This window comes from Kitasatospora sp. NPDC051914, from assembly GCF_040680995.1.
In the GTDB taxonomy this organism is placed as follows: Bacteria; Actinomycetota; Actinomycetes; order Streptomycetales; family Streptomycetaceae; genus Kitasatospora.
In genome coordinates this window covers 1,266-26,285 of the sequence record NZ_JBFAXX010000070.1, presented here as the reverse complement: position 1 = coordinate 26,285, position 25,020 = coordinate 1,266, and the positions used below count along the sequence as shown (strand labels likewise).

20 protein-coding genes are annotated in these 25,020 nt (G+C 75.0%); 4 read left to right on the top strand and 16 right to left on the bottom strand.

Features of this window, described 5'->3' with window-relative positions; translation table 11 throughout:
• Positions 1 to 3: 3 nt before the first annotated feature.
• From AB0M03_RS33350 to AB0M03_RS33325, 6 genes are all read right to left on the bottom strand, one after another.
• Positions 4 to 438 carry a hypothetical protein gene (locus tag AB0M03_RS33350; RefSeq protein ID WP_363498664.1) on the bottom strand — a complete coding sequence of 145 codons (435 nt, stop codon included), beginning with the start codon at positions 436 to 438 and terminating at the stop codon, positions 4 to 6.
• Positions 439 to 479: 41 nt separating this feature from the next.
• Positions 480 to 1,637, bottom strand: coding sequence for a ParA family protein (locus AB0M03_RS33345; RefSeq protein WP_363498661.1), 1,158 nt, complete (start codon positions 1,635 to 1,637; stop codon positions 480 to 482).
• Between the two features lie 428 nt (positions 1,638 to 2,065).
• The gene (ald, locus tag AB0M03_RS33340) at positions 2,066 to 3,181 is read right to left on the bottom strand and encodes an alanine dehydrogenase (protein WP_363498658.1); all 1,116 of its coding nucleotides are present in this window, start codon (positions 3,179 to 3,181) and stop codon (positions 2,066 to 2,068) included.
• A gap of 243 nt (positions 3,182 to 3,424) precedes the next feature.
• Positions 3,425 to 5,422, bottom strand: a complete 1,998-nt coding sequence (locus AB0M03_RS33335; RefSeq protein WP_363498655.1) for an AAA family ATPase — start codon at positions 5,420 to 5,422, stop codon at positions 3,425 to 3,427.
• Positions 5,423 to 5,673: 251 nt separating this feature from the next.
• Positions 5,674 to 6,315, bottom strand: a complete 642-nt coding sequence (locus AB0M03_RS33330) for an NUDIX hydrolase (RefSeq protein ID WP_363498652.1) — start codon at positions 6,313 to 6,315, stop codon at positions 5,674 to 5,676.
• A gap of 154 nt (positions 6,316 to 6,469) precedes the next feature.
• Positions 6,470 to 8,104, bottom strand: a complete 1,635-nt coding sequence (locus AB0M03_RS33325) for a CTP synthase (RefSeq protein WP_363498702.1) — start codon at positions 8,102 to 8,104, stop codon at positions 6,470 to 6,472.
• 688 nt (positions 8,105 to 8,792) lie between these two features.
• On the opposite strand from AB0M03_RS33325, the gene AB0M03_RS33320 reads away from it, so the two are divergent.
• Complete coding sequence (locus AB0M03_RS33320; RefSeq protein ID WP_363498649.1) at positions 8,793 to 10,763, top strand: glycoside hydrolase family 15 protein; 1,971 nt, start codon at positions 8,793 to 8,795, stop codon at positions 10,761 to 10,763.
• A gap of 74 nt (positions 10,764 to 10,837) precedes the next feature.
• Here the strand turns inward: AB0M03_RS33320 and AB0M03_RS33315 are convergent, their stop codons facing one another.
• The 3 genes from AB0M03_RS33315 to AB0M03_RS33305 all read right to left on the bottom strand — a co-directional run bounded on the left by AB0M03_RS33315 (position 10,838) and on the right by AB0M03_RS33305 (position 14,862).
• On the bottom strand, positions 10,838 to 12,007 hold the full coding sequence (locus tag AB0M03_RS33315) for a glycosyltransferase family 4 protein (protein ID WP_363498646.1): 1,170 nt from the start codon (positions 12,005 to 12,007) through the stop codon (positions 10,838 to 10,840).
• A 254-nt stretch (positions 12,008 to 12,261) separates the two neighbouring features.
• The gene (recN, locus tag AB0M03_RS33310; RefSeq protein WP_363498699.1) at positions 12,262 to 13,995 is read right to left on the bottom strand and encodes a DNA repair protein RecN; all 1,734 of its coding nucleotides are present in this window, start codon (positions 13,993 to 13,995) and stop codon (positions 12,262 to 12,264) included.
• A gap of 216 nt (positions 13,996 to 14,211) precedes the next feature.
• Positions 14,212 to 14,862, bottom strand: a complete 651-nt coding sequence (locus AB0M03_RS33305; RefSeq protein ID WP_363498643.1) for a hypothetical protein — start codon at positions 14,860 to 14,862, stop codon at positions 14,212 to 14,214.
• A gap of 97 nt (positions 14,863 to 14,959) precedes the next feature.
• On the opposite strand from AB0M03_RS33305, the gene AB0M03_RS33300 reads away from it, so the two are divergent.
• Entirely contained in the window at positions 14,960 to 16,462 is a 1,503-nt protein-coding gene (locus tag AB0M03_RS33300) for a PLP-dependent aminotransferase family protein (protein WP_363498640.1), read from the top strand.
• A 72-nt stretch (positions 16,463 to 16,534) separates the two neighbouring features.
• Here AB0M03_RS33300 and AB0M03_RS33295 read toward each other — a convergent pair whose 3' ends face one another.
• From AB0M03_RS33295 to AB0M03_RS33280, 4 genes are all read right to left on the bottom strand, one after another.
• Complete coding sequence (locus tag AB0M03_RS33295) at positions 16,535 to 17,440, bottom strand: NAD kinase (RefSeq protein WP_363498637.1); 906 nt, start codon at positions 17,438 to 17,440, stop codon at positions 16,535 to 16,537.
• A gap of 94 nt (positions 17,441 to 17,534) precedes the next feature.
• On the bottom strand, positions 17,535 to 18,341 hold the full coding sequence (locus AB0M03_RS33290) for a TlyA family RNA methyltransferase (RefSeq protein WP_363498696.1): 807 nt from the start codon (positions 18,339 to 18,341) through the stop codon (positions 17,535 to 17,537).
• Between the two features lie 57 nt (positions 18,342 to 18,398).
• Positions 18,399 to 18,554, bottom strand: a complete 156-nt coding sequence (locus AB0M03_RS33285; RefSeq protein ID WP_363498634.1) for a hypothetical protein — start codon at positions 18,552 to 18,554, stop codon at positions 18,399 to 18,401.
• Positions 18,547 to 19,401 (bottom strand): histone H1-like repetitive region-containing protein, encoded by an 855-nt coding sequence (locus AB0M03_RS33280; RefSeq protein ID WP_363498631.1) that lies wholly within the window; start codon positions 19,399 to 19,401, stop codon positions 18,547 to 18,549. The genes AB0M03_RS33285 and AB0M03_RS33280 overlap by 8 nt, the downstream gene beginning before the upstream one ends.
• A gap of 161 nt (positions 19,402 to 19,562) precedes the next feature.
• Between AB0M03_RS33280 and AB0M03_RS33275 the strand changes: the two genes are divergently transcribed.
• Entirely contained in the window at positions 19,563 to 19,910 is a 348-nt protein-coding gene (locus tag AB0M03_RS33275; RefSeq protein ID WP_363498628.1) for an SCP2 sterol-binding domain-containing protein, read from the top strand.
• Positions 19,911 to 20,038: 128 nt separating this feature from the next.
• Here the strand turns inward: AB0M03_RS33275 and AB0M03_RS33270 are convergent, their stop codons facing one another.
• Together AB0M03_RS33270 and AB0M03_RS33265 are read right to left on the bottom strand one after the other, a co-directional pair.
• The gene (locus AB0M03_RS33270) at positions 20,039 to 21,130 is read right to left on the bottom strand and encodes an HAD-IIA family hydrolase (protein ID WP_363498625.1); all 1,092 of its coding nucleotides are present in this window, start codon (positions 21,128 to 21,130) and stop codon (positions 20,039 to 20,041) included.
• 43 nt (positions 21,131 to 21,173) lie between these two features.
• On the bottom strand, positions 21,174 to 21,668 hold the full coding sequence (locus AB0M03_RS33265; RefSeq protein WP_363498622.1) for a tetratricopeptide repeat protein: 495 nt from the start codon (positions 21,666 to 21,668) through the stop codon (positions 21,174 to 21,176).
• Positions 21,669 to 21,923: 255 nt separating this feature from the next.
• Between AB0M03_RS33265 and AB0M03_RS33260 the strand changes: the two genes are divergently transcribed.
• Positions 21,924 to 23,288 (top strand): DUF1015 domain-containing protein, encoded by a 1,365-nt coding sequence (locus AB0M03_RS33260; RefSeq protein WP_363498619.1) that lies wholly within the window; start codon positions 21,924 to 21,926, stop codon positions 23,286 to 23,288.
• Positions 23,289 to 23,361: 73 nt separating this feature from the next.
• On the opposite strand, the gene AB0M03_RS33255 is transcribed toward AB0M03_RS33260, so the two are convergent.
• Positions 23,362 to 24,234, bottom strand: coding sequence for a hypothetical protein (locus AB0M03_RS33255; protein WP_363498693.1), 873 nt, complete (start codon positions 24,232 to 24,234; stop codon positions 23,362 to 23,364).
• Positions 24,235 to 25,020 lie beyond the last annotated feature (786 nt).

Sequence of the window (25,020 nt, the reverse complement as noted above, 5' to 3'; positions counted from 1 at the left end):
CGCTCAGCGGCCGCGCAGCCGCCGGACCAGGATGCTCGCCTCGCCGCGCTGCTCGAGGTCGGCCAGGACCACGGAGATGGCCTCCCGGACGACGCGGCCGCGGTCGACCGCGAGTCCGTGTTCGCCGCGCAGGACGAGCCGGGCGTGCTCGAGGTCCATCAGCTCCTCGGCGGAGACGTAGACCGTGATCTTCTCGTCGTGCCGTTCCCGGCCGGAGGGGCGGCGCGCGGCGCGGTTGCGCGGCCGGGGCCGGCGGGCGGCGTCGGCCTGCTCCTCGGCGGCGGCGTGCCGGCGCGCGGCCTCGGCGGCCGCCTGCTGCTGGGCGGCCTCGGCGCCGGCGGGGGCCGCTTCGCCGTCCGCCGCGGGCTGTTCGGCGGGCCGGGCGGTCTCCGGTCTGGGCGCCTCGGCCGGCCGGCCCAGCGAGGGCGACAGGGCCATCCCCCCGGTGGTCCGGAACAGCTCGTCGGCTCCCGGGAGACTCACTCGGCGGGGCGGCACCGGTCGAGCACCTCCCTGGCGAGCTGGCGGTAGGCGGCGGCGCCGACCGAGTTGGTCGCGTACGTGGTGATCGGCTCGCCGGCCACGGTGGTCTCCGGGAACCTGACGGTCCGCCCGATGACGGTGTGGAAGACGTGGTCCCCGAACGCCTCGACGACCCGGGCCAGCACCTCGCGGCTGTGCACGGTGCGGGAGTCGTACATGGTGGCGAGGATGCCGTCCAGGCGGAGCTCGGGGTTGAGCCGCTCGCAGACCTTCTCGATGGTCTCGGTGAGCAGCGCGACGCCGCGCAGGGCGAAGAACTCGCACTCCAGCGGGACGATGACGCTGTGAGCCGCCGTCAGGGCGTTGACGGTGAGCAGGCCGAGCGAGGGCTGGCAGTCGATGATGACGTAGTCGTAGTCGGGCAGCAGCGGCTTGAGGGCCCGGGCGAGTGCGGACTCGCGGGCGACCTCGCTGACCAGCTGCACCTCGGCGGCCGACAGGTCGATGTTGGAGGGCAGCAGGTCCATGCCGGGGACGGCGGTCTTCAGCAACACCTCATCGGCCGTCAGGCCCCGCTCCATGAGCAGGTTGTAGACGGTGACGTCGAGCTCCATCGGGTTCACCCCGAGGCCGACGGAGAGGGCGCCCTGCGGGTCGAAGTCCACCAGCAGCACCCGGCGGCCGTACTCGGCCAGCGCGGCACCCAGGTTGATGGTCGACGTGGTCTTGCCGACGCCGCCCTTCTGGTTGCACATGGCGATGATCTGCGCGGGGCCGTGCTCGGCCACCGGCGCGGGGATCGGGAAGTACGGCAGCGGACGGCCGGTGGGGCCGACCCGCTCGCGGCGCTGCCGGGCGGCGTCGGGGGCCAGGGTGGCGGCGTACTCCGGGTCCGGCTCGTACTCGGCGTCCGGGTCGTCGTAGGGGCCGTACGCGAGGTCGGCGTAGGCCAGGCCGTACGCGCCGAGCTCGGCGTCGAAGTCCGCGCCCGCCACGGCGCTGCTCTGGCGGGCCTCGAAGGTGCGGACCGCGACCGAGCCGACCTCCGCCGTGCCCACCGTCGCCTGCCGCGCGTACTCGTCGTTCGGCTGTCCGGTGGCGAGCTCCGCCAGTCCTGGCTGACCACCCCCGGGAGCAAATGTCGACTCATTCACAAGTCGTCTTACCTCCTTGGGCTTCCAGGACTCTATGTCGATACGTCAGCGTGGCAGCTTGCCGACGGTTTGCGACTCTAGGCCGTTCCAGGCGTTCGCAGCAACACAATCCACGGTAGTGGGCATGATGTGTCGGCTCCCGGACCGCGTGCTGTCAAGGCTTGCGAGGGCCCGGAACCCTCACGATTCCGGGGCGGTCGCGCTCCGCGGCGGCGTCACCCGGGGTGACCGGGTCCGTAGGGCGGGTGACATGTCGCACATGAATTGACATCAGTTGTCCACCAGCTGGTCACCCGTCCGCGGGGCCCACCGCCCCCGACCTGCGGGGTCCGCCCCGCGGGGTCCGCCGCGGGCCGCCTGCGCGCGGGCATGCCGAAGCCCCCGGCCCGAGGGGAGAGGGTCGGGGGCGTTCGGCGACTGCCGGAGCGTCAGGCGAGGACGCTGTCCAGGGACACGGCCTCCAGGTCGAAGGCGTCGGCGACGGCCTTGTAGGTGATCTGGCCCTCGTGCACGTTCAGGCCCTTGGCCAGGGCCGCGTCACGACGCAGCGCCTCCTTCCAACCGCGGTTGGCCAGCTCGACGATGTACGGCAGCGTCGCGTTGGTCAGCGCGTAGGTGGAGGTGTTCGGGACGGCGCCCGGCATGTTGGCCACGCAGTAGAAGACCGAGTTGTGGACCTGGAAGGTCGGCTCGGCGTGCGTGGTCGGACGGGAGTCCTCGAAGCAGCCGCCCTGGTCGATGGCGATGTCGACGAGCACGGAGCCCGGCTTCATGCGGGAGACCAGCTCGTTGGTGACGAGCTTCGGGGCCTTGGCGCCCGGGATCAGCACGGCGCCGATCACCAGGTCGGCCTCGAGGACGGCCTTCTCCAGCTCGAAGGAGTTGGAGGCGATGGCCTTCACCTTGGTGCCGAAGATGCGGTCGGCCTCGCGCAGCTTGTTGATGTCGCGGTCGAGGAGGGTGACCTCGTAGCCCATGCCGATGGCGATGGTCGCCGCGTGCCAGCCGGAGACGCCGCCGCCGATGACGACGCACTTGGCCGGGTGGGTGCCGGGGACGCCGCCGGGGAGCACGCCGCGGCCGCCGGCCGGGCGCATCAGGTGGTAGGAGCCGACCTGCGGGGCCAGCCGGCCCGCGACCTCGGACATCGGGGCGAGCAGGGGGAGGGCGCCGTTGGCGAGCTGCACGGTCTCGTAGGCGATCGCGGTGGTGCCGGAGGCCACCAGGGCCTCGGTGCCGGCGCGGTCGGCCGCCAGGTGCAGGTAGGTGAAGAGGGTCTGGCCCTTGCGGAGGCGGTGGTACTCCTCGGCGATGGGCTCCTTGACCTTCAGCAGGAGGTCCGCGGTCGCCCACACCTCGTCTGCCGTGGGGAGGATGGTGGCGCCGGCGGCCACGTACTCCTCGTTGGGGATCGAGGAGCCGACACCGGCGTTGTCCTCGATGAAGACCTCGTGTCCGTTGCGGACCAGCTCATGCACGCCGGCGGGCGTGATGGCCACGCGGTACTCGTGGTTCTTGACCTCGCGGGGGATGCCGACCTTCACGGCTAAACACGTCCCTCTTGCCTGGGGGTCCCGGCCGGGGGAAGACCGGCGGGCGGCGCGCACGGGGAAGTCCTCCGGAGCACACCGGGGCACGTATCGCTGCGCGACTGGTGTCGAGTGTAATGAAGCCCAGCGCTTCCGTCAGCCTTCCAAAGTGAATAAATAAGCTGGACTCATTGGCAGGTTCGTAGGCTTGCACCTCGTTCCCGCGACCAAAGGCCAACGACTGCCGCATATCAGACACTACTCCGCAATGGGGTGATTCCACTCCCCTGCGAGCTGCTGCTGGAGGCGCTCCAGGGCCCCGCCGACCAGTGCCGCACCGCGCTCGTCGCCGAGCCGCCGGAGCATCCCGAGCGCCGCCCGGTACTCGCGCAGCGCCTCCTCGAAGCGGCGCTGCGCGGTGTGCGCCTCGGCCACCCGGGCGAGCAGCCGGGCCTCGGCCGCGGCGTCGCCGGACTGCTGGCGCAGGGCCAGCGCGCGGCCGTACGAATCTCCGGCGCGCACTGCGTCCCCGAGCGCCCGGTAGCACCCGGCCGCGCTCTCCAGCGCGCGGGCGCAGCCCGCCTCGTCGCCCGCCGTCCGGGCCCGGTCGAGGGCTGCCCGGTACCGCTCCACGGCCTGCTCCCAGCGTCCGGCGGCGGCCTGCAGGTCGCCCAGGTTCAGCAGTGCGGCCGCGGCACGCCGGGCCGCGCCGCCGCGTTCGGCGACCTCCAGCACGAGTTCGTGCAGCCGGTGCAGGTCGGCGGGCGCGGTGCCGGGCGCCAGCGGCAGGGCGCGCAGCAGGGCGGTCACCAGCCGGCCGGCCGAGCCGTCCAGATCGCCCTGGCCGATGGCGTCGCCGACGGCGGTGAGCAGCTGGTCGCGCTCCTCGTCCAGCCAGCGGGCGGCCTGGGCGGCGGTGCGCAGCCGCAGCGGGCCCGGCAGCGGGTCGGGCGCGGGGCCGGCGCCGGGCGCCAGCAGGGCCTGTGCGGAGTCGACCAGGCGGACGAGCCGCTCCAGCAGGCGGGCGCGGCCGAGTTCGGTCTCCGAGGGGCGGTCCGCCTCGTCGCGGAGTTCGACCAGACGGGGGTACAGCCAGCCGGGCACCCGGTAGCGGGCGGTGCCGTCGTCGGCCGGGACCTCGACGGACAGCAGTTCCCGCTCGGCGAGGTCGGCGAGCAGGCCCGCCGCCTCCGGGGCCGGGCAACCCACCAGGGCGGAGGCGGTGCGCAGGTCGGCGAGCTGCGCGGGGGCCAGGGTGAGCATGCGCAGCATCCGGGACTGCGCGGGGCTCAGCGTGCGGTAGAGGAGTTCGAAGGCGCCGCCCAGCGGGTCGCCCTCCGGCACCGGGACGGGGGCGTCGTCCGCCTGCGGGGGGCGGGCCTCCGCGACCGGGGCCTCCTTCCCCCCGGTACGGCGCCGGGCGGGCCGGTCGGCGCGGGCCGGCCGCTCCGCAGGAGCGTCCTGGGCGGTGCCGGCGGAGGGGCGGCCGGTGGCGGCGGTGAGTTCGGCGGCCGCGTCGGTGACGGCCGCCCTGGCGTTGGCGCGCAACCGGACGGCGGTGAGCCGCAGGGCCGCCGGGCGGCAGGCGCAGGCCTCGGCGAGGTCGGCGGCGCCGACCGGGTCGCAGCTGATCCGCGTGCCGCCGACCAGGTCGCCGAGGAGGGTCACGGCGGAGGCCTGGTCGAGCCCGCCGAGGATGACCGGGTCGACGTCCTCGATGCCGGCGAGCGGCCCGGCGGTGACGGCGAGCAGCAGGGTGCCGGGGCCGGCCCCCAGCAGGGGCCGCAGCTGGGCCGCGTCCCGGACGTCGTCGAGCAGCAGCAGCACGCTGCGGTCGGCGAGGGCCTCGCGCAGTGCGGTGCAGGCCGGGTCCTCGGCGTCCGGTGCGGCGGGCGGCAGCAGGCCGGGCGGGACGGCGTCGAGCTGTTCCAGCAGCCGGCGGGCGGTGCGGCCCGGCGGGACGCGGGTGCCGTCCGGCGCGGAGAGCCGGGCATGGAGGACGCCGTCCGGGTACTGGCCGGCGACCGAACGGGCGTACCGGAGGGCGAGGGCCGTCCGGCCGGAGCCGGGGCGGCCGGCGAGGACGACCAGTCGGGCGGTGGTGGTGCCGGTGGTGCGGGCCGCGGCGGCGAGGGCGGCGAGTTCGGTGCGGCGCCCGGCGAAGGCGGCCGGGCCGGCGGGCAGGCGGCCTTCCGCGGGGCCGGCCGTGCCGGGGCCGGCCGACCGCTCGTCGATGGTCGCCGTCTTCCTCGCCACCCGTGCCCCACTCCCGTCGGTCGCCCCGCACCGGGGCCGGTGCAGGCCCCTGCGCGAAGCGTAGTTCCGCCACCGGCCCCCGCCGAGAGACACCCGCCCCACCCGCCCCGGATCACCCCCGCGGGCCAACCCTCCGGGACGCGGGGAACTGCGCAATCCGGGAGCGGGCCACCGTACGAACCAGGGGCCGGCCCCCGTCGGCCGCGAGCAGTTCCCCGCGCCCCTGGGGGTTGACCCGTCCCGGGTGGTTCCTAGTCCTGGCGGAAGGGGCGGGCGGGCCAGGGGGAGTCGGCGGGGCGGAGGGCGTCCAGGCCGGGGCCGGTGAGGGCGGCGTGGAGGGCGAGGGTGCCGGTGATCAGGGTGGGGTTGTGGAGTTCACCGGCGAGGACCAGGCGGATGAGCTCCTCCAGCGGCACCCGGGCGGTCTCGATCTCCAGCTCCTCGCCGTGGGCGGCGTAGCGGTCCCCCTCGGCCTCGGAGAGGTCGGTGGCGAGGAAGAGGCGCAGGGCCTCGTCGGTGCCGCCGGGCGAGGTGTAGAAGTCGACGAGCACCCGCCACTCGCCGGCCTTGCAGTGCGCCTCCTCGAAGAGTTCCCGCTGGGCGGCGTGCAGCGGGTTCTCGCCGGGCACGTCCAGCAGGCCCGCGGGCAGCTCCCACAGCCGCTGGCGGACCGGGTGGCGGTACTGCCGCAGGATCAGGACGCGCTGCCGGTCGTCGACGGCCAGGACGGAGACCGAGCCGGGGTGGGTCTGGTAGTCGCGGCGGGCCCAGGTGCCGTCCGGCATCTGCACCTCCTCGGTGCGGACCCCGGTGACCCGGCCCTTGAAGGGCGTCTCGCCCGCGCGGACGGGCCACTGCTCGGCGGCGTCCCTGATCTGCTGCTGAAAGTCCATCGCACTCCCCTTTTCGTCAGTATGACACAATCTAACCCGGCGCACCCTCAGCCTGCGGCCACATTCATCCGCGAACAGCCGGACGGCGGCCGTGCGGGGGAATCCGCACGACCGCCGTCCGGTCACCGGGAGGACACCGGGGGTGTCCGCCGCGTCACTGCGCCCCGGTCTTGATCTTGATGGCCGCGGCGACCAGGCCCGCGAACAGCGGGTGCGGGCGGGTCGGGCGGGACTTCAGCTCCGGGTGCGCCTGGGTGGCGACCAGGTAGGGGTGCACCTCGCGCGGGTACTCGACGTACTCGACGAGGTCGCCCTTCGGGGAGAGGCCGGAGAACTGCAGGCCGGTCTTCTCGAGGTCGGCGCGGTAGGCGTTGTTGACCTCGTAGCGGTGGCGGTGGCGCTCCTCGACGTACTGCTCGCCGCCGTAGACCTCGCGGACGATCGAGCCCTCGGCGAGCTTCGCCGGGTAGAGGCCCAGGCGCATGGTGCCGCCCAGGTCGCCCTTGCCGTCGACGATGGCGAGCTGCTCGGCCATGGTCGAGATGACCGGGTACTTGGCGGCCGCGTCGAACTCGGTCGAGTTCGCCTCGGGCAGGCCGGCCAGGTTCCGGGCGGCCTCGATCACGACGCACTGCAGGCCCAGGCACAGGCCCAGCAGCGGGATCCCGTTCTCGCGGCCGTAGGTGATGGCGGCGACCTTGCCGTCCACGCCGCGGTCGCCGAAGCCGCCGGGGATGCAGATCGCGTCCACGTCGCCCAGGTGCTCCTGCGCGCCCTCCGGCGTCAGGCAGTCGTCCGAGGTGACCCACTTGATCTCGACGCGGGCGTTGTTGGCGAAGCCGCCGGCGCGCAGCGCCTCGGTCACCGACAGGTAGGCGTCGGGCAGGTCGATGTACTTGCCGACCAGGGCGACCTTGACGATGTGCTGCGGCTCGTGGACGCGGCGCAGCAGGTCGTCCCAGGTGGTCCAGTCGACGTCGCGGAACGGCAGGTCGAGGCGGCGCACCACGTAGGCGTCCAGGCCCTCGCCGTGCAGCACCTTCGGGATGTCGTAGATCGACTTGGCGTCGATGGCCGCGACCACGGCCTCCTCGTCGACGTCGCACATCAGCGAGATCTTGCGCTTGATGGCCTGCGGGACCTCGCGGTCGGCGCGCAGCACGATCGCGTCGGGCTGGATGCCGATGTTGCGCAGTGCGGCGACGGAGTGCTGGGTCGGCTTGGTCTTCAGCTCGCCCGAGGGGCCGATGTACGGCAGCAGGGAGACGTGCACGAAGAAGACGTTGTCCCGGCCGACCTCGTGGCGGACCTGGCGGACGGCCTCCAGGAACGGCAGCGACTCGATGTCGCCGACGGTGCCGCCGACCTCGGTGATGACGACGTCGACGTCCTCGGTCGCCATCCGGCGGATCCGGGACTTGATCTCGTTGGTGATGTGCGGGATGACCTGGACGGTGTCGCCCAGGTACTCGCCGCGGCGCTCCTTGGCGATGACCGTCGAGTACACCTGGCCGGTGGTGACGTTCGCCGAGCCGTGCAGGTTGGTGTCCAGGAACCGCTCGTAGTGGCCGATGTCGAGGTCGGTCTCGGCGCCGTCGTCGGTGACGAAGACCTCACCGTGCTGGAACGGGTTCATGGTGCCCGGGTCCACGTTGAGGTACGGGTCGAGCTTCTGCATCGTCACGCGCAGGCCGCGCGCCTTGAGCAGCGCGCCGAGGCTGGAGGCGGTGAGGCCCTTGCCGAGCGAGGAAGCGACACCCCCGGTGACGAAGAGGTGCTTGGTCGTCACGGCGCGGCCGGCGGCCGACTTACCGGAATGGGGCTGTGCCAAGAGGGGGCTCCCGTGGGTCGCGGTGTCGAGGGTGACTCCCGGTGGCCGGACCTCCCGCTCGTCCGCGCGCCGACGCATCTGCACGCCGGGGCTCCGGCGGGGTCGTCGAATCGGCGGATCGGGGGTGGCCCTCAGCTGTGTGCTGCCCACCAGTCCACGGGATACCAGGGTATCAGCGCACCGGGCGGGACGCGGTCCGGGCCGGTGCGGCGCGCCTGCGCGGAGCCCTGCGGCCGCGGTGGAAGGATCAGCTCCGGATGGCTCGGACGGATCACCGGTGACCACCCGGGCGGGCCAGCCCTCCTGGTCAGTTCGGTGCGAGTACGCCGAAGAGCCACCCCTGCGCGTGCCTCCGGGCCTGCTCCGGACGTATTCTTCTCGGACGCATCGCCGACAACAGAGCACGCGGAGGGCGAGGAGGGGTCCGGTCGACTCCGCTCGGTCCCGGTGCGCGACCCGGAGGCCCCCCGTCCCACCCGGCGCCCGGCCCACGGCCAGGGGCCCATCGGCCCCGTCCGGGCACTCAACGAGCCTCCCGCCACCCCAAACGGACCTCGCGAGTGCCCCGGCCCAGGCCCTCCGGCGGGCGGCTCCGGCCCCGCCGTGCCCGCCGTCGACGCAGCCACATCGCGAACTGGAGACCCACGTGGCCGGCCGTATCGAGGACTACGCACTCATCGGGGACATGCAGACCGCCGCCCTGGTCAGCAGGGACGGGGCGGTCGACTGGCTGTGCCTGCCCCGCTTCGACTCGCCGGCCGTCTTCGCCGGCCTGCTGGGCACCGACGAGCACGGCTTCTGGCGGATCGGGCCCGCCGAGGCGGTGGAGGGCGCACCGGCCCCCGCCGAGCACCTGGACCACACCTTCCACGCCGACCACTCGGTCGCCGCCGGCCAGGACACCGGGGAGCTGCGGCTCCCGCCGGCCACCGCCGCCGCCCCCGCGCTGCCGGCCGACCGCCGCACCTACCGCGGCGACTCGCTGATCCTCGAGCAGGAGTGGGACACCCAGGGCGGCACCGTCCGGGTGATCGACTTCATGCCGCCCCGCCACCTGCTCGGCACCCCGGACGTCCCCCAGATGGTCCGCATCGTCGAGGGCGTCGCCGGCCGCGTCCGGATGCGCTCCGCGGTGCGGATGCGCTTCAGCTACGGCAAGGTCGTGCCCTGGGTCCACCGGATGGAGCAGCCCGACGGCGGCCACCGCACCGTCGCCGTCGCCGGCCCCGACTCGGTCTGGCTGGACGGCGAGGCCGAGACGTACGGCCGCGACCTCACCACCTACGCCGACTTCACCGTCGCCGCCGGCGAGCGGATCGCCTTCGCGCTCACCTGGCAGGCCTCGCACCTGCCCGGGCCGACCCCGCCCGACCCGGAGGGTGCGCTGGAGGCCACCGAGCGGTTCTGGCGGGAGTGGGTCGGCCACTGCACCCACCAGGGCCCCTACCGGGAGGCCGTGGTCCGCTCCCTGATCACCCTCAAGGCGCTCACCTACGCCCCCACCGGCGGCATCGTCGCCGCCCCCACCACCTCGCTGCCCGAGGACATCGGCGGCGAACGCAACTGGGACTACCGCTACACCTGGCTGCGCGACGCCGCCATCACCCTCTCCTCGCTGCTGCGCACCGGCTACCGCGAGGAGGCCCGCGCCTGGCGCGAGTGGCTGCTGCGCGCCGTCGCCGGCGACCCGGAGAACCTGCAGATCATGTACGGCATCGCCGGCGAGCGCGAGCTCACCGAGTCCACCCTGGACTGGCTGCCCGGCTACGAGGGCTCACTGCCCGTCCGGGTCGGCAACGGCGCCGCCGGCCAGCTGCAGCTCGACGTCTACGGCGAGGTCGTCGAGGCCCTGCACCTGGCCCACATGACCGGCCTGGTCCGCAACGACCACGCCCACCAGCTGCAGCTCAAGCTCATCAGCTACCTGGAGAAGCACTGGCGCGAGCCGGACGAGGGCATCTGGGAGGTCCGCGGGCCGCGCCGGCACTTCGTGCACTCCAAGGTGATGGCCTGGGTCGCCGTCGACCGCACCATCCGGCTGCTGGAGGACACCGGCACCGAGGGCCCGCTGGAGCGGTGGAAGGCGCTGCGCGAGGAGATCCACGCCGACGTCTGCGAGAGGGGCTACGACGAGGAGCGCAACACCTTCACCCAGTACTACGGCGGCCGCGAGCTCGACGCCTCCCTGCTGCTCATCCCGCAGGTCGGCTTCCTCCCCGCCGACGACAAGCGGGTGATCGGCACCATCGAGGCCATCCAGCGCGAGCTGTCCACCGAGGACGGCTTCGTGCTCCGCTACCCGACCCACGACGCCGAGGGCGCCAACGTCGACGGCCTCTCCGGCCACGAGGGCGCCTTCCTCGCCTGCTCCTTCTGGCTGGCCGACGACCTGGCGATGATCGGCCGGGTCTCCGAGGCCCGCGAACTGTTCGACCGGCTGCTCGCGCTGCGCAACGACGTCGGCCTGCTCGCCGAGGAGTGGGACCCGCGCGCCAAGCGCCAGGTCGGGAACTTCCCGCAGGCGTTCAGCCACGTGCCACTGATCGACACCGCGCTGCGCCTCACCGCCTGCGGCGGCGCGTACGGCGCCGGCCAGCCGGAGCAGCACCGGCTCTGAGACGCCCGACGGCGGAGCCGCCGCGGCCCGGTGCCGCGGCGGCTCCGCCGTCGTGTCCTGCTCGCGGTCGAACGTCAGCCGCGCTGGACGAGCTCGTCGTAGGTGGACAGCACCTGGGCGACCGTGGCCGCCTCGTCAGGCCAGGTCAGCTGCTGCTGGCGGCCGGCCTCGGCCAGCGCGGCGGCCCGCTCCGGGTCGGTCAGCAGCGACCGGACGGCCCCGGCGAGGGCCGCGGCGTCGCCGTACGGGACCAGCACGGCCGCGTCGCCGACCAGCTCGGGGATGCCGCCGACCGCGGTGGACACCACCGGCACGCCCGCCCGCATCGCCTCCTGCACCACCAGGGAGCGGGCCTCCCAGCGGCTGCAGACCACCACCGCGTCGGCGGCGGCCAGCAGGTCGGGCACGTCGGTGCGGTAGCCGGTCAGCTTCACCGGCAGGCCGTCGGCGGCCACCCGCTCGCGCAGCACCGGGCCGTCCGGGCCGTCACCGGCGATCACCACCAGCGGCTCGAGGTCGCCGAGCCGGGCGGAGGCGTCCAGCAGCAGGCCGAAGGACTTCTGCGGCACCAGCCGGCCGATGGCGAGCACCACGGGCCGCTCGGGCTCGTCCTTGCCGCCGAACAGCGCGGCCCGGGCCGCGTCCCGGTCGAGGGTCGCCGGCGGCAGCGGCGGGGCCGCGATCGGGCCGAGCCGGGCGTCGGTGGCACCGAGCTCGCGAGCCCGGGCCACCAGGTCGGAGGAGGCGCCGAGCACCAGGTCGGCGGCGCGGGCCACCCGCCGCTCCATCAGCCGCTGCAGGCGGCGGTCCAGGCCGGTGGCCAGCATGGCGTGGTGCGAGGTCACCACCAGCGGGGTCTCCGGGCGCAGCCCGGGGAAGCGGCCGGCGGTGCGCAGCGCGAGGTCGGCGAGCAGGCCGGCCCGCAGGCCATGCGCGTGCACCACGTCGGCGCCGGTGAAGGCGCGGCGCAGTTCGCCGATCGCGGCGGCGTCGCTGCGGGCACCGGCGGTCGGGGTGATGTCCACGGGGTGGAACCGGGCGCCGGTGCGGGAGAATCCGAAACGGGTGTCCGCGCTCTCCGGGGCGCAGACCGTGACGGTCACCCCGTGTGCGACCAACCCCTGGGCGAGCGAGCGCACATGGGCGCCGATGCCCCCGGTGCCGGCCGACAGGACGAGCACCACGCGCAGCTGGCCCGGTTCTTCCTGGGCCGCTGCAGCGCCCCTTGCGGCGGAATGGTCCACGTCGTCTCGCTCCGACTCGTTCAGGTGACGAGCACCGTTGCCGAACCCCCTGCCCCGGCCCGGTCGGCCGACAGCTGTCCCCGCCCGCCGGTGGGCGGGGAAGGGCGGGTCCCGCGGACGGTCCTCGGGACTGGAAAGCCATTGTCCAGCCGCCACCATGCCAGGTCGGGCCGGGTCTTGGACAGTCGGCGCCGTGTGCTGGCGCGTCGGGGCCGCTCCCCGGGAGGGGGGAGCGGCCCGCGGGTGGCCTACCGTCAGCGGCCGCGCGGCGCGCGGGCCGCGGCGAGCAGCTCCTCGGCGTGCGCCCGGCCGAGCTCGGAGTCCTCCAGGCCGGCGAGCATCCGGGAGAGCTCGCGGACCCGCTCCTCGTCGGTCAGCGCCTTGACGCCGCTTCGGGTGACGGTGCCGTCGTTGGTCTTCTCCACCACCAGGTGCCGGTCGGCGAACGCGGCGACCTGCGGCAGATGGGTGACCACCACGACCTGTGCGGACTCGGCGAGCTTGGCGAGGCGGCGGCCGATCTCCACCGCGGCCTTGCCGCCGACGCCGGCGTCGACCTCGTCGAAGAGGTAGGTGGGCACCGGGTCGGCGCCCGCGAACACCACCTCGACCGCGAGCATCACCCGGGACAGCTCACCGCCCGAGGCGCCCTTGGCGATCGGCCGCGGCTGCGCACCGGGGTGCGGGGCGAGCAGCACCTCGACCTCGTCCACGCCGTGCGCGCCGTACGCGACGGTGCGCTCGCCGACCTCGATGCCGGACGGGTCGTCGACCTGGGTGATGGAGAAGCTCACCCGGGCGTGCGGCATGGCGAGTTCGGCGAGTTCGGCGGAGACGGCGGCGGCGAAGCGGTCGGCGGCGGCGTGCCGGGCGGCCGACACCTCGGCCGCGAGCTCCGCCAACTCGGCCCGCAGCTCGGTCTCCTGGGCGCCGAGCTCGTCGATCCGCTCGTCGTCGCCGTCGAGTTCGGCGAGCCGCAGCGCGCCGGCCCCGGCCCACTCCAGCACCTCGGCGAGGGTGCCCTCCGGGCCCGCGTACTTGCGCAGCAGATGCGCGAGGACGGCCCGGCGGTCCTCCACCGCGGCGAGCCGGACGGGGTCGGCGTCCAGGTCGTCCGCGTAGCCGGCGAGGTCGCCGGCGACGTCGGCCAGCAGGTAGCCGACCTCGTTGAGGCGGTCGGCGAGGGCGGCGAGCCGCTCGTCGTGGTGGCGGACGGCGTCCAGGGCACGGCGGGCCTGGGCGACCAGGGTGCCCGCGTCGACCGCGTCCGGATCGGCCGGGTCGCCGGCCAGGGCGGCGTGCGCCAGCGTGGCCGCCGAGGAGAGCGCGTCGGCGTGGCCGAGCCGCTCGGCCTCGGCGGAGAGCTCGACGTCCTCGCCGGCGACCGGTTCGGCGGCGGCGACCTCCTCCAGGCCGAAGCGCAGCAGGTCGGCCTCCTGGGCGCGCTCGCGGGCCCGGGTGGTCAACTCCTCCAGGGTGGCCGACACCTCGCGCAACCGCCGGTAGACCTCGCGGTAGCGGGCCAGCGGCTCGGCGACGGCCTCGCCCGCGTACCGGTCGAGCGCGCCGCGCTGCCGGGAGGGGCGCAGCAGGCGCTGCTGGTCGGTCTGGCCGTGCACGGCGACCAGGTCCTCGCCGAGTTCGGCCAGCAGGCCCACCGGTACGGCACGGCCGCCGACGTGGGCGCGCGAGCGGCCCTCGGCGGAGACCGTGCGGCTGATGAGCAGTTCGCCGTCGTCCAGTTCGGCGCCCGCCTCGACGGCGCGGGCCACCACCGGGGAGCCCTCGGGCAGGCTGAGCCGGCCCTCGACCACGGCCCGGTCCGAGCCGTTGCGCACCAGCGCCGGGTCGGCGCGCCCGCCGAGCAGCAGGCCGAGGCTGGTCACCACCATGGTCTTGCCCGCGCCGGTCTCGCCCGTCACGGCCGTGAACCCCGGTGCCAGTTCGACCACGGCGTCATCGATGACGCCCAGATCCCGTATCCGCATCTCGTCCAACACGGTGACGACCTTACGAGGTCCCACCGTCGATGCGCGACGAGCCCGGCCCCCACGGCCACAAGTTCATCCCTTCCGGGCTGATTGTCGCCCGCTCGCCTCCGGGCCCTCCGAACCCGGCGCCGACGGTCGTCGCTCCGTCGCTGCGCTCCCTCCCTCCTCCCTTTCGGCACCGGCGGGCCCTTCGGCTCGGGGCGGGGGCGCCCGTCACGGTCGGGCCGCGGGCCCTTCGGGGACGGTGCACCAGCGCAGGAAGAACTGGGCGAGCGGGCCGATGGCCAGTGCGTAGGCGATCGTGCCGGCGCCGAAAGTGCCGCCGAGGAGGATGCCGGCGGTGAGGACGGTCAGCTCGATGCCGGTGCGGATCAGCCGCAGCGAGCGGCCGGTGCGCCGGTGCAGGCCGGTCATCAGGCCGTCGCGGGGGCCGGGCCCGAGCCGGGCGCCGATGTAGAGGCCGGTGGCGAGGCCGTTGAGGACGATGCCGAAGGCCAGCAGCGCGATCCTGGCGGGCAGGGCACCGGGGCCGTCGACCAGCCGCAGGGTGACGTCCATGGCGGCGCCGAGCACCAGCACGTTGCCGACGGTGCCGACGCCCGGCCTCTGCCGCAGCGGCACCCACAACAGCAGGACGCAGGCGCCGACCACGGTGACCCAGGTGCCCACGCTGAGGCCGAAGTGGCGGGCGAGGCCCTGGTGGAAGACGTCCCACGGGTTGCCGCCGAGGGAGGCCCGCAGCATCAGCCCCATGCTCACGCCGTACAGCACCAGGCCGGTCGCCAGCTGGGTGAGGCGGCGGCCGAGCCGGGCCCGGGTGCGGGCGGGCGGCGGGGCGGTGGGGGCGGCGGTCGTGGCGGCCATCGGGACTCCCTTGCGGTGATGCGCGGACTGGCGCCATCATGGGCGGTCCGCAGGGCCGCATCCAGGTCCAATTCGAATCAGGTGGACTGGTAATCCGATGTCCGAGTGGCACACCACGATCACCCCGCCCGCCTTCGCCCGCCTGCTGCGGTCCGCCCGGCTCCCGGCGGACCCGGGCCGCCGCTCGGCCTACCGCACCCTCGCCGGGCAGGTCCGCGCCCTGGTCGCCGACGGCCGCCTCCCGGTGGGCACCCGGCTGCCCGCCGAACGCGAACTCGCCGCCGAACTCGCCCTCAGCCGCACCACCGTCGCCACCGCCTACGAGGCCCTGCGCGCCGACGGCTACCTGCGCAGCCGCCGCGGCGCCGGTAGCTGGACGGTCCTCCCCGAGGGCACCCGGCCGCCCGCCGACGCCCTGCAGCCCGTGCCGCCGGACGAACGCGACAGCATCATCGACCTCGGCGTGGCCGCGCTGCCCGCACCGCAGCCCTACCTCGGCCGGGCCGCCGCCCGCGCCCTGGAACAGCTGCCCGCGTACGCCGCCGGACACGGCCACTACCCCACCGGCGTGCCCGTCCTGCGCGAGGCGGTCGCCCGCCGCTTCACCGCCCGCGGCCTGCCCACCACCCCCGACCAGATCCTCGTCACCACCGGCGCCATGGGAGCCCTGCACATCGCCCAGCGCGCCCTGCTGACCCGCGGCGACCGGGTCGCCGTGGAGGCCCCCAGCTACGCGCACACCCTGCAGCTGCTGCGCCGCGGCGGCGCCCGCCTGGTGCCCGTGCCGTTCGCCGACCGGGCCGGCCGCGGCACCGTACCGCAGTGGAACCTCGGCGAATGGCGGCGCGCCCTGCGCGAGGCCGCGCCCAGGGCCGCCTACGTCGTACCGGACTTCCACAACCCGACGGGCGCCCTCGTCCCCGAGGAGCAGCGCCGCGCCCTGCTCGCAGCCGCCCGCGCCGCCGACACCGTGCTGCTGGTCGACGAGACCACCGCCGAACTCGGCTGGGGCGTCGACGACTCGGCCCTGCCCCGGCCCACCGCCGCACTCGACCGCGCCGCCAAGGTGCTGACCGTCGGCTCGGCCGGCAAGCTCCTCTGGGGCGGTCTGCGGATCGGCTGGCTGCGCGCCGCGCCCGCCCTGGTCCGCCAGTTGGCCGCCGACCGGGTCTTCAGCGACGTCGGCACCGCCGTCCTCGACCAGCTGATCGCCGCCGAGATGCTCACCGAGGAGCTGGACGCCGTCCGCGCCCACCAGCTAGACCGGCTGCGGACCAGCGCCGAGGCACTCGCCGCCGAACTCCGGCAGCGGCTCCCCCACTGGGAGTTCACCCTGCCGCCGGGCGGACTCGCACTGTGGCTGTCCACCGCCGGCACCTCCGGGACGGCCCTCGCCCGGGCCGGCGAACGGGTCAGCGTACGGCTCGCCGCCGGCGCCCGGTTCGGCGTGGACGGCGCGTTCGAGGACTACCTGCGCATCCCCCTCACCGTGCCGCCCGCCGCCGCCCCGGCCGCCGTCGAACGCCTCGCGGAGGCCGCCGACCGGGCCGGCCGCACCGTCCGGACCAACGGCGGCGACACCCAGCCGCTCGCCGTCTGACCCGTCGTCGCCTGACCCGTCGTCGGCCGACCGATCGTCAACCAGCTCGCGGGCACGTACGGTTACGGGCGGTCAGTGGTGGTTTCCCGCCCGGCCGCGCCAACCCGTCACCGGCAGCGCGAACTTGGCCACCAGCCGGTCGGTGAACGGCGCCCGGTGCAGCCGGGCGAGCCGCACCGGCGTCTTCCCCTTGCGCACCTCCACCCGCGCCCCGGCCGGGAGTTCGACCGAACGCCGGCCGTCCAGCCACAGCACCCCGTGCGGGGTCTTCGGCTGCACCTCCACCGCCAGCACCGACTCCGGCGAGGTCACCAGCGGACGCGCGAACAGCGCATGCGCACTGATCGGCACCATCAGCAGCGCCGCGACCTCCGGCCACACCACCGGGCCGCCGCCGGAGAACGCGTACGCGGTCGACCCGGTGGGCGTCGCACACACCACCCCGTCGCAGCCGAAGTTGGACACCGGCCGGCCGTCGACCTCTGTCACAACCTCCAGCATCCGCTCGCGCGCCGCCTTCTCGATCGACGCCTCGTTCAGTGCCCAGTCCTCGTGCACCACATCGCCGTTGGTGCGCACCAGGACGTCGATCGTCATCCGCTCCTCGACCTCGTAGTCCGCGTCGACCACCCGCTCGACCACGACCGCCAGGTCGTCCCGCTCCGCCTCGGCCAGGAAGCCGACCCGCCCCAGGTTGATCCCGAGCATCGGCAGCCCCGACTCGCGGGCGAGCTCCGCCCCGCGCAGCAGCGTGCCGTCCCCGCCCGCGACCAGGATCAGCTCGCAGCCGTCCGCGGCACCGTGCCCGCCGGGCACCCGCTCGACCCCCTCCGGCAGGTCGAGGCCGACCGCCTCGGACGCCAGCAGCCGGATTCTGATCCCCGCCTTCAGCAGGCCGTGCACCAGCCCTTCCACGCTGCGCAGCGCCGCCTCGCGGCCGGTGTGCGCAATCAGGAAGACCGTACGTTCCTCGCTCATGCCCGCTGCCCTCTCCCTCAACGCCTGCCGGATCGTCGTCGACCCGAACGGCCGCCACCACGCTGCGGTGGCGGCAGGACGTCCGCCAAGCACCCTATCGGGGGCCCTCGGCGACGGCCCGGTCCGCCTCTGACGGGTCCAGCTGCGGCGCGTCCCGGCGCAGCCACAGGAAGTACTCCACATTGCCGGACGGCCCCGGCAGCGGGCTCGCGGTGACCGCCCGCACACCCAGCCCGAGCTGCCACGCCTGCCCCGCGACCTGACGGATAGTCTCCGCCCGCAGCTCCGGACTGCGCACCACACCGCCGCTGCCGAGCCGGTCCTTGCCGATCTCGAACTGCGGCTTGACCATCATCACGAGGTCCGCGTCCGGCGCACAGCAGCCCGCCAGGGCCGGCAGCACCAGGCCCAGCGAGATGAACGACAGGTCGCCGACCACCAGGTCCACCGGCGTGCCGCCGATCAGGTCGGGGGTGAGCTCGCGGACGTTGGTGCGGTCCATCACGGTGACCCGCTCGTCGCTCTGCAGCGACCAGGCCAGCTGCCCGTAGCCGACGTCCACCGCCAGCACGTGGGCCGCCCCGGCGCGCAGCAGGACGTCGGTGAAGCCGCCGGTGGAGGCGCCGGCGTCCAGCGCCCGGCGTCCGGCGACCACCAGTCCCTGCGGCACGAACGCCGCGAACGCCCCCGCCAGCTTGTGGCCGCCGCGCGACACGTAGTCCGGGTCGCTGTCGTCCTTCGCCACCACGACCGCCGCCGAGGTCTCCACCTGGGTCGCCGGCTTGGTCGCCGTGGTGCCGCCCACCGTCACCCGGCCTGCCGCGATCAGCTCGCTCGCGTGCTCCCGCGACCGGGCCAGCTTGCGGCGCACCAGCTCCGCGTCGAGTCGGCGTCGTGCCACTGCCACTGCTGTTCCATCTCCTACGTGCCCCTCCGGCCGGTACGGCCGGGCGGGCGGTCACTCGTGGTCGAGGGCGGCCAGGATGTCGGTCAGCCGCTGGTGAACATCTTCGTACACCTCGGGGTGCGCCTCGGTGTCCGCCCCGTCCAAGGCCCCCAGCCGGGCGAGCGCATCGTCCACGGCCGGGTGGCCGGTGCTCGCGGGCTCAGGCACCGCCGTCCTCCTCCGGGGCCGGGCGGCGGGTCACCGTCTTCTTGACCACCGTCTTCTTCGCGGTCGCCTTCTTCACCGCGGACGGCTGCGCCGCGGTGCGCTTCGCCGTGGCCTTGCGGGTGGTCGTCTTCTTCGCCGTGGTCTTCTTCGCCGTGGTCTTCTTCGCCGTGGTCTTCTTCGCCGCGGTCTTCTCGGCGGCCGTCTTCTTCGCCGCCGCCTTGCGCGCCGCGGCCGGCTGCGCGGACGTCTTCTTCGCGGGTGCGCGCTTCTCCGCCGGCTTCTCCGCCGGCTTCTGCGCAGTGGCGGATTCCCCGGCACCGGCGGCGGGCCCCCCGGCGGCGTCAGCGGCCTCGGCGGCGGGCGCCTGCGCGGCCGGCTCCGGCAGCGGCTCGGCGAACACCACCTCCGGCCCGGGCGCCCCGTCCTCACCGTCGTCCCAGCCGTCGTCGAACAGGGCGTCCGCCCGGTTCCCCCGCTTCGCCGGACCGTCGGCCGCAGGCTGCTCCTCGTCCTCGACCGCCCGGAGCCTGCTCTCCAGGTAGCTCAGCACCACGCCGACCTTCACCGCCTGGTCGCCGACGCGCTCGAAGACCCGCTCGACCTCGCTGCGGGCCACCCCGACCGCCAGGTCCACCCCGGCCCGGCCGACGGTCACCGCCTCGTTCGCCAGGGTCTGCAGCGACTGCACGGACGGCGGGAGCTGCTCGGCGATCCGCCGCTCCACCGCCGCCACGTCCACCCCGCCGCGCTCCAGCAGGCCGGCGGCCGCACCGACCACCCGGCGGCCCGCCTCCTCGGCGATCCCCGCCGCGACCACCACCACGCCCCGCACCGCATCACGCAGCATCCGAACGCCTCCTCCGCTTGCCCGGGTCCGCTCCGACGCTACCCCGTACCCGCCCCGCGCCGCTGCACCACCGGACCGGCCGGGACCTCGGCCGGGTTAGCGTGGGGCACACGGACGGCCGCCCGGCCGACCCGCAGCACGCACCGGGGAGCAGCACGCCGATGGCCACCGTCGAGGAGTGCCGCGAGGCACTGGACCAGCTCAGCCGCAACATGGCGGGCGCCGAGGGCGACGTCCGCAAGGCGGCCGCCATGGACCGCTCGCTGACCTGCCACCTGACAGACCTCGCCCTGACCTTCTCCGGCCGGCTGCGCGACGGCCGGATCGCCGATGTGGTGGAGACCCCCGGCCCGCCCCCGGCCAAGGCCGACATCCGGCTCACCATGACCGGCGACGACCTGGTCGCCCTGGTCGGCGGCCGGCTGAACTTCGCCTCCGCCTGGGCGGCCGGCCGGGTCCGCCTCGAAGCCGGCTTGCGCGACCTGCTCCGCCTGCGCACCCTGCTCTGACCGGCCCCTCGGCGACGGCACCTGGAACCCCGTAAGGAGCGCGTGGGGGCACCTCCCGGCCGAAGGCTGGGGGAGAACTGCGCGATTCGGATGCGGGTGTCACAGCGAGTACGGGCCGGCCGCGGGACTCAGAACCCCAGCGCGGCGAGCGCCTTCCGCCCGTCCGACGGCGCGCCGTCCCGGTCCAGCGCCGTCCAGGACGCCGCGCAGAGCGCCCGCAGCCCGTCGTAGCGGTCGCCGGAGCCGTCCAGCCGCAGCTCCCCGTCCTGCACGCGGGCCGTCCAGCCGCCGCACGCGTACCCGCCGTCCACCGCCGCGACCTCCGGCTGGGCGGTGAGCAGGCCGCGCAGGTCGGCGGAGAGGTAGGTCGGCCGGTGCTCGGCCGGTGCGGCCAGCAGCAGCGCGGGAGTCGTCACACCGGTGAAGACCAGCAGGCTGTCCACCCCGCCGTTGTGCGCGCCCTCGATGTCGGTGTCCAGGCGGTCGCCGACCACCAGCGGCCGCTTCGCACCGGTGCGGATCACCGTCTCCCGGTGCATCGGCGGCAGCGGCTTGCCGGCCACCTCGGGCTCCGCCCCGGTCGCCGCGCGGACGGCGGCGACCAGCGAACCGTTGCCCGGGGCCATGCCGCGCCCGGTGGGCACCGTCAGGTCCGTGTTGGACGCCACCCAGGGCAGCCCGGCGGCCACCGCGTACGAGGCCTCCGCGAGGTCCTGCCAGCCGAGCGACGGGTCGAAGCCCTGCACGACCGCCACCGGCTCCTCGTCCAGCGAGCGGACGGCCACCAGCCCGCGCTCGGCCAGCGCCTCCACCAGCCCGGCACCGCCGCACACCAGCACCTTGGAGCCGGCCGGCACCTTGGCCGCGACCAGCCGCGCCGCGGCCTGCGCCGAGTTGACGACCTCCGAGGGCTCGGCCGGCACCCCCAGCTCGGTGAGGTGCTCGGCCACCACCCGCGGCGGACGGGAGGCGTTGTTGGTGACGTACGCCAGGCGCATCCCCGCCTCCCGCGCGGCCGCCAGCGACTCCACGGCGTGCTCGACCGCCCGCGGCCCGGCGTACACGACACCGTCCAGGTCGAGCAGCGCGGTGTCGTACTCCTCGGTCAGCGGGCGCACCGAGGCGCCCGGCGAGGTCCGCACCCGGGGGGCCGGTCCGGCCCCGGTGGCTCCGGCGGTCGTGGTGGTCGCGGTGGTCGCCCCGGTCGCGGTGTCCGTCATCGCCTGCTCGTCCTCGTTCCGTCCGTCGTTCGTCGATCCGTCGTCATGCCCCGTCGCGCGGGCCGTCCGGCGGTGCCAGGTAGCCCGGCGCACCCGGCAGCAGCGGCCCGTAGGCCCCCGCACGGGCGGCGAGCGTGGCTCTGGTCTGCCGCAGCGCCGCCCGGTAGTGGGCGTTCTCCGGCCGCATCGCGACCGCCAGCGCCAGGTGCTCGGCCGAGGACTCGAAGTCACCCAGCCGGGCCGCCGCCACGCCCCACCCGAACTGAGCGTAGTCGTCCGACGGATCGGCCAGCGCCACCGTCCGGAAGCTGTCCAGGGCGGCCGCGTACGACCCGGCGTCGTACTGCGCACGGGCGAGCGCCTCCCGGATCGACCGCGACCCGGGCTCCGCCTCCGCCGCCCGCGCCAGCAGCTGCACCGCCGCCGCCGGGTGTCGCTGCTCCAGCAACCGCACTCCGCGCCGGAACCAGTCGTACACGTCGCCCTCCGGCGCACCCGTGCCCTCGGTCCCGTCCACCCGCTCCTGGCCACCGCTCATGCGTACCTCGCTCCCCGGTCGCGGCCCGGCCCGGCGACGGCACCGGGCACTGCCTCTCCCACGCTCTGCCAACACGGACTACGAGGGGAACATGCCCGCATCCTGCGGTGGTTTCCCCTGCGGCCGGGCAGGCACCGGCGCCGGCGGTGTGTGCACCGATACCGATACGGAGGGACGCCGCCGCGCCTGCTGAGATCCTGTACGTGAACACCGGCCCCCCGATCGGAGGCAGGGGTTTCCACGCGAGGAGATTCGATGAGTGCACCCAGTGCGGACAGCGGAGCCGCGGCTCCGGCGGGCGGACCCGGCGACCCCGGTCACGTCGCGACCGCAGGGCTGTCCCTGTCCCCCTTCCGCGGCCTGCGGTACGTCCCCGACCGGGTCGGTACCCTCGCCGCGGTCACGTCGCCCCCGTACGACGTGGTCGACCCCGGACGCCGGCTGGACCTGGAGACCGCCGACCCGCACAACGTGGTCCGGCTGATCCTGCCCCGCCCCGAGCCCGAGGACAGCGGCGACCGGCCCGACCGCGACACCCGCTACCGGCACGCCGCCCGGCTGCTCGCCGAGTGGCAGCAGGAGGGCGTCCTCGCCCCCGACCCGGCACCCGCCCTGTACGTCTACGAGCAGCGCACCCACGAGCCCGGCGGCGGCTCCCTGCAGCGCGGCCTGATCGGCGCCCTCGCCGTCAGCGGCCGCGAGGCCGGCGTGGTGCTGCCGCACGAGGACGTCATGCCCCGGCCGGTCGCCGACCGGGTGGGCCTGATGCGCACCACCCGCGCCAACCTGGAGCCGCTGCTGCTCACCTACCGCGGCAGCGGCGGCGCCGCGGGCGTCGTCGAGCGGGCGGCCACCGGTGAGCCGCTGCTGGCCACCACGACCAGCGACGGCACCGACCACCGGCTGTGGGCGGTCACCGACCCCGCCGAGCTCGCCGAGGTCACCCGCGACCTCGCCACCTGCCGCGCGCTGATCGCCGACGGCCACCACCGCTGGGAGATGTACCTGCGGCTGCAGCGCGAGCACCGGCACCTGCCGCGCAGCCCGTGGGACCGGGGCATGGTGCTGCTGGTCGACACCGCCCGCTACCCGTTGCGGGTCCGGGCCATCCACCGCGTCCTGTACCGCCTCCCGGTGGCCGAGGCCGTGGCCGCGCTCGGCCCGCACTGGCAGGTCAAGGAGGTGCCCGGCCCGCTGGACGCGGCGCTGGCGGCCCTCGCCGAGGCGAAGCAGCACGGCGGCAACGCCTTCCTGCTCACCGGCGGCGAAGGTGCGTACCGCCTGGTCAGCGAGCCGGACGAGGAGCGGATCGCAGCAACCGTCCGCACCGACCGGCCCGAGGAGTGGCGCCGGCTGGACGCCACCGTGCTCCACGAGACCCTGCTGGAGCACACCTGGCACGTCCCGGACGCCCCCGACCACATCGGCTACCTGCACACCGCGGCCGCCGCCGAGCAGGAGGCCGCCCGCAGCGGCGGCACCGCCGTGCTGCTGCACCCCGTCGAGGAGCGAGTGGTCCGCAGGCTCGCCGAGCAGGGCGTCACCATGCCCCGCAAGTCCACGTCCTTCGGCCCGAAGCCCGCCACCGGCCTGGTGCTGCGCTCGCTCGCCCTGGGCTGAGCCCGGCCGCACGGCACAACGACGGAGGGCCCCACCACGGACGTGGTGGGGCCCTCCGGCTTCGCTGCGGGCGTCAGTCGCGCTTCGGCGCGTCCTCGTCCTCGGCCTCGACGTCGTCGACCTCGTCGATCTCGAGGTCGTCCTCGTCGTAGTACTCCTCGACGTCCTCGTCGTCCTCGTAGATCACCCGGTCGTCGCCGATCTCGTCGTGGGCGATCTTGCGGACGGGGGCCTCGGCCTGCTCGGCCGCCTCCTCCGCCTCGTCCTCCTCCAGGGCGTCGACGAACTCGAGGCCGTCGATCTCGGCCAGCCGCTCGGAGGCGTTGGTCGCGCCGTCCGTGTCGGCCTCGGCCGCCTTGGCGAACCAGTCGCGGGCCTCCTCGCCGCGGCCGGCGGCGATCAGCGCCTCCGCGTACGCGTAGCGCAGGCGGGCGGTCCACGGCTGGACCGAGTTGGAGGCCAGCTCCGGGCTCTGCAGGGTCACGACCGCGGCGTCGTACTGCTCCATGTCGCTGCGGGCACCGGCGGCGACCAGGCGCATCTCGACCTGGCCGGCCTTGTCCAGCTGCTTCACCTCGGGCTCGCCGGCCATCGCCAGCGCACGCTCCGGACGGCCCAGACCGCGCTCGCAGTCCGCCATCACCGGCCACAGGTCCGCACGGCCCGTCATCCGGCGGGCGGCACGGAACTCGGTCAGCGCCTCCGAGTAACGCTGCGTCATGTAGGAGGCGAAACCGGCCGCCTCACGGACGCTCGCGACGCGCGAGGCCAGCCGCAGCGCGACCCGCGAGTACTTGTAGGCCTCCTCCGGCTCGCTGTCGAGCAGGCGGGCGACCATCACCAGGTTGCGGGCGACGTCGTCCGCGAGGGTCTTCGGCAGGCTCTTCAGGTCCTGGCGCACATCGGCGTCGATCTCGAACCCGGTGACCTCGTCCGGGATCGGCAGCCGCTGGACGGGCTCCTGGCTGCCACGGCGGTCGTCGTAGTCCCGACGGTCGTCACGGCGCCCCTCGAAGCGACCGCCGCGGTCACCCCGGTCGCCGTACGGCCGGCCACCGCGCCCACCGCGGTCGTCACGACCCCGGTCGCCGTACGACGGACGGTCGTCACGACGCGGACGGTCGCCGTAGGACGGACGGTCGTCACGACGGAACTCGCCACGGGGACGGTCCCCGCCGCGCTCACGGTCACCGTACGACGGGCGGTCGCCGCCGCGGTAGCCGCCACCCGACGGACGGTCGTCACGACGGAACTCGCCACGGGGACGGTCGCCGCCGCGCTCACGGTCACCGTACGACGGACGGTCGCCGCCACGCGGACGGTCACCGTAGGACGGACGGTCATCGCGGCCACGGTAGCCGCCACCCGACGGGCGGTCGCCGTACGACGGGCGGTCGTCACGACGCGGGCGGTCCCCGTACGAGGGGCGGTCGCCACCACGCGGACGATCGTCCCGGCGCTCACGGTCACCGTACGACGGGCGGTCGCCGCCGCGGTTGAAGTCACCACGCGGACGGTCCCCATAGGAGGGGCGGTCGTCGCGACGCGGGCGGTCCCCGTACGAGGGGCGGTCGCCGTACGACGGGCGGTCGTCACGACGCGGACGGTCACCGTAGGACGGGCGGTCGTCGCGGCCGCGGTAGCCGCCACCCGACGGGCGGTCGCCGTACGACGGGCGGTCGTCACGACGCGGGCGGTCCCCGTACGAGGGGCGGTCGCCACCACGCGGACG

Bases quoted from the DNA above. Each gene is read 5' to 3' on its own strand.
- AB0M03_RS33350 (WP_363498664.1), bottom strand. From the start codon at position 438: ATGGCCCTGTCGCCCTCGCTGGGCCGGCCGGCCGAGGCGCCCAGACCG.
- AB0M03_RS33330 (WP_363498652.1), bottom strand. From the start codon at position 6,315: ATGGACTTTCAGCAGCAGATCAGGGACGCCGCCGAGCAGTGGCCCGTC.
- recN (WP_363498699.1), bottom strand. From the start codon at position 13,995: ATGCGGATACGGGATCTGGGCGTCATCGATGACGCCGTGGTCGAACTG.
- AB0M03_RS33305 (WP_363498643.1), bottom strand. From the start codon at position 14,862: ATGGCCGCCACGACCGCCGCCCCCACCGCCCCGCCGCCCGCCCGCACC.
- AB0M03_RS33300 (WP_363498640.1), top strand. From the start codon at position 14,960: ATGTCCGAGTGGCACACCACGATCACCCCGCCCGCCTTCGCCCGCCTG.
- AB0M03_RS33295 (WP_363498637.1), bottom strand. From the start codon at position 17,440: ATGAGCGAGGAACGTACGGTCTTCCTGATTGCGCACACCGGCCGCGAG.
- AB0M03_RS33280 (WP_363498631.1), bottom strand. From the start codon at position 19,401: ATGCTGCGTGATGCGGTGCGGGGCGTGGTGGTGGTCGCGGCGGGGATC.
- AB0M03_RS33275 (WP_363498628.1), top strand. From the start codon at position 19,563: ATGGCCACCGTCGAGGAGTGCCGCGAGGCACTGGACCAGCTCAGCCGC.
- AB0M03_RS33270 (WP_363498625.1), bottom strand. From the start codon at position 21,130: ATGACGGACACCGCGACCGGGGCGACCACCGCGACCACCACGACCGCC.
- AB0M03_RS33265 (WP_363498622.1), bottom strand. From the start codon at position 21,668: ATGAGCGGTGGCCAGGAGCGGGTGGACGGGACCGAGGGCACGGGTGCG.
- AB0M03_RS33260 (WP_363498619.1), top strand. From the start codon at position 21,924: ATGAGTGCACCCAGTGCGGACAGCGGAGCCGCGGCTCCGGCGGGCGGA.